At 72.6% G+C, this 11,371-nt stretch carries 7 protein-coding genes; 3 read left to right on the top strand and 4 right to left on the bottom strand.

The genetic code is table 11. The features are described from left to right. Positions 1 to 4 precede the first annotated feature (4 nt). From ACIQCZ_RS35305 to ACIQCZ_RS35295, 3 genes are all read right to left on the bottom strand, one after another. The gene (locus ACIQCZ_RS35305) at positions 5 to 1,255 is read right to left on the bottom strand and encodes a S8 family serine peptidase (RefSeq protein WP_402288860.1); all 1,251 of its coding nucleotides are present in this window, start codon (positions 1,253 to 1,255) and stop codon (positions 5 to 7) included. Continuing rightward, positions 1,252 to 4,581 (bottom strand): right-handed parallel beta-helix repeat-containing protein, encoded by a 3,330-nt coding sequence (locus tag ACIQCZ_RS35300; protein ID WP_402288858.1) that lies wholly within the window; start codon positions 4,579 to 4,581, stop codon positions 1,252 to 1,254. Before ACIQCZ_RS35300 ends, ACIQCZ_RS35305 begins: the two co-directional genes overlap by 4 nt. A 283-nt stretch (positions 4,582 to 4,864) precedes the next feature. Further along, positions 4,865 to 6,139, bottom strand: a complete 1,275-nt coding sequence (locus tag ACIQCZ_RS35295; protein ID WP_402288856.1) for a glycoside hydrolase family 18 protein — start codon at positions 6,137 to 6,139, stop codon at positions 4,865 to 4,867. Between the two features lie 375 nt (positions 6,140 to 6,514). Between ACIQCZ_RS35295 and ACIQCZ_RS35290 the strand changes: the two genes are divergently transcribed. Beyond that, a complete protein-coding gene (locus ACIQCZ_RS35290) occupies positions 6,515 to 7,687 on the top strand; it encodes an acyl-CoA dehydrogenase family protein (RefSeq protein WP_402288854.1) in 1,173 nt (390 codons plus the stop codon). 463 nt (positions 7,688 to 8,150) lie between these two features. Here the strand turns inward: ACIQCZ_RS35290 and ACIQCZ_RS35285 are convergent, their stop codons facing one another. Then, entirely contained in the window at positions 8,151 to 8,540 is a 390-nt protein-coding gene (locus tag ACIQCZ_RS35285) for a hypothetical protein (RefSeq protein ID WP_351084316.1), read from the bottom strand. Between the two features lie 203 nt (positions 8,541 to 8,743). Here ACIQCZ_RS35285 and ACIQCZ_RS35280 point away from each other — a divergent pair, with 203 nt between their 5' ends. Continuing rightward, positions 8,744 to 9,184 (top strand): Lrp/AsnC family transcriptional regulator, encoded by a 441-nt coding sequence (locus ACIQCZ_RS35280; protein ID WP_328892807.1) that lies wholly within the window; start codon positions 8,744 to 8,746, stop codon positions 9,182 to 9,184. 46 nt (positions 9,185 to 9,230) lie between these two features. Then, positions 9,231 to 10,877: an amidohydrolase gene (locus tag ACIQCZ_RS35275; protein WP_402288851.1), complete on the top strand. Its 1,647-nt coding sequence runs from the start codon at positions 9,231 to 9,233 to the stop codon at positions 10,875 to 10,877. The last annotated feature ends 494 nt before the right edge of the window (positions 10,878 to 11,371 follow it).

The following is an 11,371-nucleotide window of genomic DNA, read 5'->3' as shown; positions in this document are numbered from 1 at the left end:
GCCGTCAGTCGCCCGGCGTACCGGTCCCCGCCCCGGCCACCCGACGGCGGGCCGCGGGACGCCAGCCGCGCGAACGGCCGCGGGGCACGATCAGCGCGGCCCAGGCGACCAGCAGCGCGAGGGAGCCACCGGCCACCGTGATCCACACCGCCCTGCGGGTGGCGCCCTCACTGCCGTTCCCCGGCGGCAGCACCACGGAGTCGTCCCGCTCTGCCCGGGTGTGCTCGGCCGGATCCTGTACGGAGGTGACGGCGGCGTACGGGTCCAGGTGCGGCACGTCCGCCGGATAGGCGGTGCGGGTCAGCCGTCGTGCGGTGGCCGCGGCCGATAGCTCCGGGTGCGCCGACCGTACGAGGGCGGCCGTGCCCGCGGCGTAGGCGGCGGCGAACGACGCGCCCGAACCGATGAAGTGCCCTCTTCCGCGCGGCCCGACGCCCACGACCCCGTCGCCGGGGGCGGCGAGATCCGCGCCGAGCGTGGCCGGCGCGTCGTCCGGACGGGCGCCCTGGGAGTCCATGTCGATGACGGAGAGGACCCCGGGCGCCGACGCGGGCCAGTAGTCGCGCGGCGGCTCGGGCTCCCGGCCCGGCGTCGAGCCCATCGGGTCGGGGGTCGCGGCGGCCACGATCAGCGCGTCGTGGGCGGCCGCGTACCGCACGGCCGACGTGAGCGCGGGCGAGCCGGAGGCCAGCGCGGGGGAGACCTGGACGACCTTCGCCCCCACGTCGGTCGCCGCCCGGATCCCGGCGGCGACCGACGCCGCGGTCGCGGTCCCGCGCTCGTTCGTGCCCCGTACCGCGATGATCCGGGACTCCTGGGCGACGCCCGCGACGCGCACGTTCTCGGCGGGGGCCGCCGCGATCAGCCCGGCCACGAACGTGCCGTGGCCGACACAGTCCGTCCCGGCTCCACCGACCGCCGAGACCCGGCCCGCGAGGCTGGGCGCGTCGGCCGAGACCCCGGTGTCCACCACCGCGACCTTCACCCCCGCCCCCTTGCCGAACGCCCAGGTACGGGCGAGCTGGAGGTTCTGCTGCTCCCACGGCACCGCCGTGGCCCGCGCCTTCGACCCACCGGTGCACGGATCACCGTCCTCGAGCCGTGCGGGCATCACCGGCAGCCTGACCTTCTGCCCGTCGGCCGCGGTCGCGGGACCGGCTCCCGGCAGGACCAGAGCCGCGGCGAGGAGCGCCGCGGCCGGAAGGCGACCGGTGCGGCGCCGCAGGCCGCGCCGTCCACGGGGGCCGGGCGTCATTCGGGCACCGCCTGCGGACGCACGACATCCTCCGGGAGCAGCAGCCGCAGATCGTCCAGACCCGGTGCCGCCATGGCGCTCACCCGGCCCGCCTGGCGCGTCATCATGCCTTCCAGAACCTGCCGGGCAAGCCGCGCGTTGCCGAACGAACGGTCCCTGGGCAGCGCGTCGAAGTACTTCCGCATGACGGCACCCGCCCCCGGACCGCACTCGTATCCGGACGCGGTCGCGTGCTGGCGGACGATGGTGACCAGTTCGTCCGAGGAGTAGTCGGCGAACTCCACCCGCCGGGAGAACCGCGAGGAGAGGCCGGGGTTGGACGCCAGGAAGCGTTCCATCTCACCGGTGTAGCCGGCGACGATCACCACCACCTCGTCGCGGTGGTCCTCCATCAGCTTCAGCAGCGTGTCGACCGCCTCACGGCCGAAGTCGCCGCCGCCCGAGGGGCCTTCCGGAGTCAGCGTGTACGCCTCGTCGACGAACAGCACCCCGCCCCTGGCCCGGTCGAACACCTCCCGGGTGAGCTGGGCGGTGTGTCCCACGTACCGGCCGACCAGGTCCGCCCTGGCCACTTCGACGAGCTGACCGCGCGGCAGCACACCGAGCGACTTCAGCAGCTCGCCGTAGAGCCGGGCGACCGTGGTCTTGCCGGTGCCGGGCGGCCCGGTGAAGACCAGGTGGTGGCTGATCCGCGGCGCGGGCAGCCCGGCCGCCTCCCGCTTCTTCGCGGTGGCCAGCAGATTGACCAGATCGGTGACATCACGTTTGACGGCGGCCAGTCCCACCATGCCCCCGAGCCGGGCGAGCGGATCGCTCTCCGTCCCGCCGTCGGCCGACTGCCCGGACACCGCGGCGGCGGCCTCCTCGCCGACGTCCTCGGGCAGCAGCCGGGTGAGGTCCAGTTCATCGGCGTCGGGGAGCGCGGCCAGCCGGTACGCCTGACGGTCCACCATCTCCTCGAACACCTGCCGGGCGGCCCGGCCGTTGCCGAAGCCGGCGTCCCTGGGCATCCGCTCGAAGTGCACGGCGAGCGCGGTGAGTGTCGACTCGTCGAGCTCGTACCGGTGATGGGCACACATGCTCTCGATGATCGCGACCAGTTCGGGGACCGCGTAGTTCTCGAACTCGACCGTACGGGAGAAGCGCGAGGCGAGCCCCGGGTTGGAACCGAGGAAATCACGCATCTCGTCGGCGTATCCGGCGGCCACCACGACCACGTCGTCGCGGTGGTCCTCCATCAGCTTCAGGAGGGTGTCGACGGCCTCACGGCCGAAGTCGGCGCCCGAGCCACGCCCGTCCGACAGCAGGCTGTACGCCTCGTCGATGAACAGCACCCCGCCCAGGGCCCGTTTGAACGTCTCGGTGGTCTTGATGGCGGTCCCGCCGACGATCTGTGCCACCAGGTCCGCGCGCGAGACCTCCACCAAGTGACCGGAGGGCAGCGCACCCAGTTCGGCGAGGATCGCCCCGTACAGCCGTGCCACGGTCGTCTTGCCGGTGCCGGGCGGCCCGGAGAAGACGAGATGGCGGCTCATCGGCGGAGCCGGCAGGCCGAGGCGGGCACGCCGCTGGGCGAGCTGGATCAGATTGACCAGCGTGCGCACCTGGTGCTTGACGTTCTCCAGGCCGATCAGCGCGTCGAGTTCGGCCAGCGGGCCGTCCTCGCGGGCCGTCCCGGCATCGCCCCCCGAGGCGCCCGTCCCGGCCGGGTCGGTGCCCTCGGCCTCGCCGAGCCCCCAGGCGTCCCGCTTGCCGTTGCCCGTACTGGTCAGCTGCTCGACCGCCAGGCGGTCGCCCGCCAGAGCCTGCACCAGACCGCCGCCCTCGTTGTCCCGGGCGGTGCAGTTGACCACCGACACCGCGGCCGTGGTCTCCACCCGGAAGCCGTCCCGGCCCGAGCCGCCTACCTCGCAGGCGGTGAAGGCGCCCCGGCCGCCCTGGGCCAGCAGCACACCGTGTCCCGCCGCTGCGGTGACCCGCAGCCGGGTCGCGGTCAGCTCGCCGCCGTCCTCGACCAGGACACCTGTGTCCGTGGACTCCTGGACGTCGCAGTCCCGGACGGTGACACTGCCGCCCGCCGCCACGGACATGCCGTGCGCGGCACCGCGCACGGCGCCCCCGCCGACGTAGACGCTGCCGTCGTCGGCGACCCGGATCCCGGCGTCACCGGGGCGGTCGATCTCGCAGTCCTCCAGACGGCCGCGGCCGTCCTTGACGACCTCCACGCCGTTCCCCTTCGGCGCGCCGATCCTGGCCCTGCGCACCAGCGGGTTGGCGCCGGACCGTATCCGGACGCCCGTGCCGCCGGCGTCGAGCACTTCGAGGCGGTCCAGCTCGGCGACCGACTCCTCCTCCAGCAGTACGCCCGTCTGCGCGCAGTCCCGGACGGTCAACCCGATGAGCACCGGGGACGCCGAGCCCCGCACATGCAGCGCGGCGTCCTGCGCCGAGTCCAGCCAGCAGTCCTCGAAGGTGCCCCGGGCCCGGTCCGAGACGAGCAGACCGGGGCCCTTCGTACGGGCGGTGCGGCACCGGCGCAGCAGCGGATCGGTACCGCCCGACAGGACGATGCCCGGCCCGCTCGTGCCGGTCACCCGGATGTCCTCCAGCACCGTCCGGGCCGACGAGGAGAGATGGAGGCCGACACCGGTGTCGTGGACCACGGTCCGCAGCACCTGGGTGGTGCTGTGCTCCTCCAGCGCGATGGACGGCTTGTCGGTGGAGGAGATGTCGCACTCCTCGACCGAGCCCTGGCCCTCGCCGTTGGCGAGAACTCCGTTGGCGCGGGCGTCGCGGATGGTGCAGCCCCGCAACGTGATCCGGCCGCGTTCGCCGATCACCACACCCGAGGTGCCCAGGTGTTCCACCGTGCAGGACTCGGCGGAACTCTCCACCGCCGAGGTCACCACCAGCCCCGCGCCGCGCGGATTGCTCACCCGGCAGTCCCGCAGGGCCAAAGAGCCGGCACCGCGGGCCAGCAGGGCGGTCCACGAGGCGCCGGTGATGTCGCAGCCGTCCATCGCGATCTGGCCGCGTGGGGCGTCCACGACCGGCAGCTCCTCGTCCCGGCCGCGCAGCACCAGATCGGTGAGCATCACGGCTTCGGCCTGGAGCACCACGGCGCTGCCGTGCGGCGGGCATATCTCGACGCTGCCGCGGGACTGCTCGGCGACGACGGTGACGGGGACGGTGATGACCAGACTCTCGGCATAGGTGCCGGAACGGACGCTGATCACCGCGCCGTTGCGCGCCCTGGCCAGCGCCTCCCCGATCGTTCGAAAGCCGTCGGGCCGCTCTGGACAGACCGTCAGAACCTGGCGTGACAAGCGGAATCCTCCTCCTTGGGGCCACACCTCGGTCCGGGGAACACAGTGTCGGAGCGGGTGCGGCACCATCATGCCGGAGTGGGCCGCGGGAGCTTCGTCCGGAGCGGGAACGCCGCGTGAACCACCGCCGGTCGGACCCTTCTGGGACCGACCCGACGCGGACGGAACGGGGCGGAAGGCCGATCGGCCCGCCGCCCCGCTCCTTCTGCCGCGACCTCTCGTCCGGATCGTGCCGGACCCGCGTGCCCCGCTCGCCGATCCGGCCTGATCCGAACGAAAGAACCTAGTCGATGGCCTTGATGAGCTCGCCGTCGGCGGTGTCGCCGCTGAGCTCCCAGAGGAAGGTGCCGCCCAGTCCCTGCCGGCTCTTGTAGGCCATCTTGGTGGCGATGGTGGCCGGGGTGTCGTAGCTCCACCAGTCGGTGCCGCAGTGCGCGTACGCCGTACCGGCGATCGTGCCGGTGGCGGGGCAGCTGTTCTTGAGCACCTTGTAGTCCTCGATGCCCGCCTCGTACGTGCCGGGTGCGGCGCCGGTCGCGGTGCCGCCGGGCGCGTCCTGGGTGACCCCGGTCCAGCCGCGGCCGTAGAAGCCGATGCCGAGCAGCAGCTTCGAGGCGGGGACGCCCTGGGACTTCAGCTTGTCGATGGCGGCCTCGCTGTTGAAGCCCTCCTTCGGAATGCCGCTGTAGGAGGTCAGCGGGGAGTGCGGGGCGGTCGGCCCCTTGGCGTCCCAGGCGCCGAAGAAGTCGTACGTCATCGGGTTGTACCAGTCGACGTACTTCGCCGCGCCGCCGTAGTCGACGGCGTCGAGCTTTCCGCCGTCGGAGCCGTCGGCGGAGATCGCCGAGGTGACGAGACGGTCCGCACCGAACTCGGAGCGCAGCGCGGCGAGCAGGTTGCCGTAGGCGTCACGTCCGCTGGTGTCGCAGGTCGGACCGCAGGCGTTGGGGTACTCCCAGTCGATGTCGATGCCGTCGAAGACATCGGCCCAGCGGGGGTCCTCCACCAGGTTGTAGCAGGACTCGGCGAAGGCGGCCGGGTTCTTCGCGGCCTCGCCGAAGCCGCCGGACCAGGTCCAGCCGCCGAACGACCAGATGACCTTGAGGTTCGGATGAAGCTTCTTCAGTTTGCGCAGCTGGTTGAAGTTGCCGCGCAGGTCCTGGTCCCACGTGTCCGCCACACCGTCGACCGACTGGTCGGCCGTGTAGGCCTTCTCGTAGTCGGCGTAGGAGTCACCGATCGCGCACTTGCCGCCGGTCACGTTGCCGAAGGCGTAGTTGATGTGCGTGAGCTTGTCGGCCGAGCCCGAGGTCTCGATGTTCCGGACGTGGTAATTGCGCTGGTAGACACCCCAGTTGGTGAAGTAACCGACCACCTTGTCGCCGGCCGCTGTGGGGGCGGCCCGGTCGGCCGCGGGGGCCGCGGCCCGCGGAGTGGTGGGGGCCGCGCCGGCCGGTGCGCTGCCCGCGGCACCCAGCAGGGCGGCGCCGAGGGCGGCGGTACAGGTGGCTGCGGCGAGCGCCCGGAATCGGGCGCGGGGACGCTGCGGTCCAAACATCTTGTCTCCTCGTGGGGGAGGGAACTCGCGAGTGGGGGGCGTGCTTCCGGCCGTCCGGTCGATTTGGCATGAACGCGGAAGGGCTGGTTGGGGTGGAACCGTAGATGGACTAGACCAGTTGGGTCAATGGTTCGGACCAACCTCGGTGATCGTCCCGCCCGCCGCCGAGTCGCTCCGTCACCCCGTGACGGATATCGTCCGATCGGGCATACTCAAGCCGCCACAGCCGCTGGCCAGCAGCTCTCGTAATCCGAGGGGTGGGCATCGGTTGAGCAGCAGTGCTCTTCCGGGCCCCGCCCGGAAGCCCCCCGGCGGCGCCGCCCACACCCCGCGCGCGCGACCGTCGCAACGCCCGACAGGGAGGAGAGCGCCGTCATGTCCGACCGTGCCCCGCAATTGGTGGAACGCCGTCTGCCCACCGAGGAGTCCCGGCAGCTCGTCGCACTCGTGCGCGACATAGCCCAGCGAGAGATCGCGCCACGGGCGGCCGAGGAGGAGGACGCGGGCCGGTTCCCGCGCGAGGTCTTCACCCTCCTCTCCGAATCCGGACTGCTCGGCCTGCCCTACGACTCGGCCCACGGCGGTGGTGACCAGCCGTACGAGGTCTATCTCCAGGTCCTGGAGGAGCTCGCGACCGCCCGGCTCACCGTCGGTCTCGGCGTCAGCGTCCACTCCCTCGCCTGCCACGCCCTCGCCGGATACGGCACCAAGGAGCAGCAGGCCGAACACCTCCCGGCGATGCTCGGAGGGGGTCTACTGGGTGCCTACTGCCTCTCCGAACCCGCCTCCGGCTCCGACGCCGCCTCGCTCCGCACGAAGGCCGTACGGGACGGCGACGACTGGGTCCTCACCGGCACCAAGGCGTGGATCACCCACGGCGGCATCGCCGACTTCTACACGGTGCTCGCCCGCACCGGGGCCGAAGGCCCCCGGGGCATCACCGCCTTCCTGGTCCCGGGCGACGCCGAGGGGCTGAACGCGGCCGCTCCCGAGAAGAAGATGGGCATGAAGGGCTCGCCCACCGCCCAGCTGAACTTCGACGGCGTACGGGTCGCCGACGCGCGCCGGATCGGCGAGGAGGGCCAGGGCTTCGCGATCGCCCTGTCCGCGCTCGACTCCGGCCGCCTGGGCATCGCCGCCTGCGCGATCGGAGTCGCCCAGGCGGCCCTGGGCGAGGCCGTCGCCTATGCCACCGGACGGCAGCAGTTCGGCCGTCCCATCGCGGACTTCCAAGGCCTGCGCTTCATGCTCGCCGACATGGCCACGCAGATCGAGGCGGGCCGTGCGTTGTATCTGGAGGCGGCCCGGCTGCGCGACGGGGGAAAGCCCTTCTCGCGCCAGGCGGCCATGGCCAAGCTGTTCTGCACGGACGCGGCCATGCGGGTCACCGTCGATGCCGTCCAGGTGCTCGGCGGATACGGCTACACCCTCGACTTCCCCGTCGAGCGGCTGATGCGCGAGGCCAAGGTGCTGCAGATCGTCGAGGGCACCAATCAGATCCAGCGGATGGTCATCGCGCGCCACCTCGCGGGTCCTGAGACACGCTGATCCGCAGCGGCCGCTCCGACCACACGGGCGTCGTCATGATCCGGTTCCACTCCTGGTCGTGGCGGCCCGGCAGGGTCCGGCCGGAGCCCTCCCAATGACGGAGCAGGGCCCGGTAGATGGGCGGATCGGTGGAGTGCGGCACCGTTCGCGGCGTCGGCCGGGGAGGCGCGGGCTGCGGCACCGGCTGTGAACCGGGCTGCGGAACCGATTCTTCGGCGGTGGGATCGGCGAGACGGCGACGACCGGGACCGGCCGTTGAATGCAGCAGGGTCATGCCTGGCCAACGGCGCCGGGCGGGCCCTGGTCACTGCCCGGCCGATTCGCGAGCCCGTTCGCCCGGGTCCCCGGGCGGCGGAGTCTTCGGCAGCGGGCACCACGCCGGTCGGGCCGTCGTGGTGCGGCACAGCTGTGTCGTGCGGGCCCGGAGGGATCCGGGCGGTCCCGCGCGGACGCGGGGGCGGTCTCAGGCGGCTTCGCGCCGTATCCGCAACGGCCGCGACCCGGGGCCGCCGGCGTGCGAGAACGGCTGCATCCGCCAGTCGAACCCCTGAGGAAGCGTCAACAGCAGCCCCGTCTCCTGCTCCTGGAGGTCGAGCGACTCGTCGGCGGGCCGGGCGTGCGACGCCGCGCGGCCCGTACCGTCGCAGACCGTCAGGACGAACGGGTTCCACGGGGTCGGGCACAGCGCGTGCTCCGGCAGTACGTCCTCGTCCGCCAGCAGCGCGATCGGCTGCGCGCAGTCCGGGCAGATCACTCGGTACATCTCGAGCGTGTCGTACGCGTCGGGAGCGATGTCCTCGACCGGATCAGCGGGATCCGGCTCGGTACGGCGGGTGAGCTTCAGGCTCTGCATGGGAAATTCCCCCCTCGGGTGGGCCGACAAGGCGCCACGGCCTCGACCACAGCAAGCACTTCCCGTCGCGCCTCGGCCGTAACCGCCAGTGGGGTGGCTACCGCCCCGTAAACCTGTGGCATTCGTCACACGCTCGCCTCGGGTGCCCTTCCGGGTCCCTCGCCGCTGTGCCTGGAGGCGCCCGGGGCAATAGATTGATCCACATGGAGGAGCTGGACCGACAGATCGTGGAGTTGCTCGTCAAGGACGGGCGGATGAGCTACACCGACCTGGGCAAGGCCACGGGCCTGTCCACCTCGGCCGTTCATCAGCGTGTCCGCAGGCTGGAACAGCGCGGGGTGATCCGGGGCTATGCCGCGGTCGTCGACCCCGAGGCCGTCGGCCTGCCGCTCACCGCCTTCATCTCGGTGAAACCCTTCGACCCGAGCGCGCCGGACGACATCGCGGACCGGCTCGCGGGCGTACCGGAGCTGGAGGCGTGCCACAGCGTCGCGGGTGACGAGAACTACATCCTCAAGGTGCGGGTCGCGACGCCGCTGGAGCTGGAGCACCTGCTCACCCGGATCCGTTCGCTGGCCGGCGTGTCCACCCGGACCACCGTCGTCCTCTCCACGCCGTACGAGGCCCGGCCCCCGCAGATCTGAGGGGGCCGCGCAGCGGGCGGGTCCGGGCAGGCGCGAGACTGGTCCCATGACCGAGAGCACCGCCCCCCAGAGCGAACACCGCACCGTGCTGCTGCGCGGTGGAGACGTCCACAGCCCCGCCGATCCGTTCGCCACCGCCATGGTCGTCGAACGCGGCCATGTCGCCTGGGTGGGCTCGGAAGGAGCCGCCGACGCCTTCGCGAGCGGCGTCGACGAGGTGATCGACCTCGAAGGCGCGCTGGTCACCCCCGCGTTCACCGACGCCCACGTCCACACCACATCGACCGGACTGGCCCTCACCGGCCTCGACCTCTCCGGTGCCCGGACCCTCGGCGAATCGCTCGGCCTGCTGCGCGCGTACGTGGCGGCGCACCCGGCGGACCGGGTCGTCCTCGGCCATGGCTGGGACGCCACGCGATGGCCGGAGCAGCGCCCGCCGTCGCGCGCCGAACTCGACGCCGCCGCCGGCGGACGGCCGGTCTACCTGCCCCGTGTCGATGTGCACTCCGCGGTGGTCACCACCGCCCTGCTCGATCTGGTCCCCGGGGTCACCGCACTGACCGGGTACCACCCCGACGCCCCGCTGACCGGCGCCGCCCACCACGCGGTGCGCTCCGCGGCCCACGGCGCCGTCTCGCCGCAGCAGCGCGCCGACGCCCAGCGCGCCGCCCTGCGCCACGCCGCGTCGCTCGGCATCGGCACCGTCCACGAGTGCGGCGGCCCCGACATCTCCGACGAGGAGGACTTCGTCGCGCTGCTGAAGCTCGCCGCCGCGGAGAACGGACCGCGGGTCTTCGGCTACTGGGCCGAGCGGGTCGCCGACGAGAAGGACGCGCGTCGCATCCGGGAACTCGGCGCGATCGGCGCGGCCGGGGACCTCTTCGTCGACGGCTCCCTCGGCTCGCACACCGCCTGCCTGCACGAGCCGTACGCCGACGGTCCGGCCGGACATACGGGTACCGCCCACCTGGACGCGGCAGGGATCGCCGCCCACGTCACCGCCTGCACCGAGGCCGGGCTGCAGGCCGGCTTCCACGCCATCGGCGACGCGGCGGTCACCGCCGTGGTGGAGGGCGTCCGAGCCGCCTCCGAGACGCTGGGCCTGGCCCGGATCCGGGCCGCCCGGCACCGCGTCGAGCACGCCGAGATGCTCACGCCCGAGACCGTGGCCGCCTTCGCGGAACTGGGCCTGACCGCCTCCGTGCAGCCCGCCTTCGACGCGGCCTGGGGCGGCGAGGAGGGCATGTACGTCCAGCGGCTCGGGGCCGAACGGGCCAGGACCCTCAACCCGTACGCGGCGCTCCTGCGGGCCGGTGTGCCGCTGGCCTTCGGCTCGGACAGCCCGGTGACCCCGCTGGACCCGTGGGGGACCGTGCGGGCCGCCGCCTTCCACCGCACGCCCGAGCACCGGATCTCCGTGCGGGCCGGCTTCACCGCCCACACCAGGGGCGGTTGGCGGGCCGTCGGCCGCGACGACGCGGGGACCCTGGTGCCCGGCGCCCCGGCCGACTACGCGATCTGGCGCACCTCCGACCTGGTGGTTCAGGCACCGGACGACCGGGTGGCCCGCTGGTCGACCGACCCGAGGTCGGGAACGCCCGGACTGCCGGATCTCACCCCGGGCGCGGAGCTCCCGGTCTGCCTTCGCACCGTGGTCTTCGGACAAACGGTCTTCGTACGGCCGAACGAGTGACGTCCGGACATTTCGTACCGCCGATCGAAGAAGCCCCTGTTCCGCCGCGACCTGCGGATCTTCGCTACTGACCAGGCAAGTTCCATAAACATTGCAGGTCAGGAGGCTATTGACAGAACGCGCCCACCGGCCGGTAGGTTCGGCCGAGTCCACCACAGGACGTCCGACCGGTTAAACCTCCACGCAGTCGTCGAACGCCGCTGGGTCATGGGGTGGTGTGCCGCACCGGCGCACCACCACTGACAGCCAGGTTCAGCGCCCGCGCCTCGGGGGCGAGGGAAGGTTTCAGCCGGACGGTAGGTGCGACCCGGGTGGGGCCCGGACGTTCAGTAGACAACGGCTCTAGGTCGATCCGCAGCCAGCGGGTCCCAGGTCGGCCCGAAGGGCGCTGGGCCCCCATCCGTAGTTCCCGTCGTTCCCCCCAGGGAGTCTGTCCGCACTTCCCTCCATCTGTCCGCGGCGGTGCCCGTTCCCGGCCGACCGTGTCGGCAACG

This window comes from Streptomyces sp. NPDC093149, from assembly GCF_044754145.1.
GTDB lineage: Bacteria > Actinomycetota > Actinomycetes > Streptomycetales > Streptomycetaceae > Streptomyces.
Note: the sequence above shows the minus strand (reverse complement) of the source record. Positions and strands in the feature narration are given on the sequence as shown.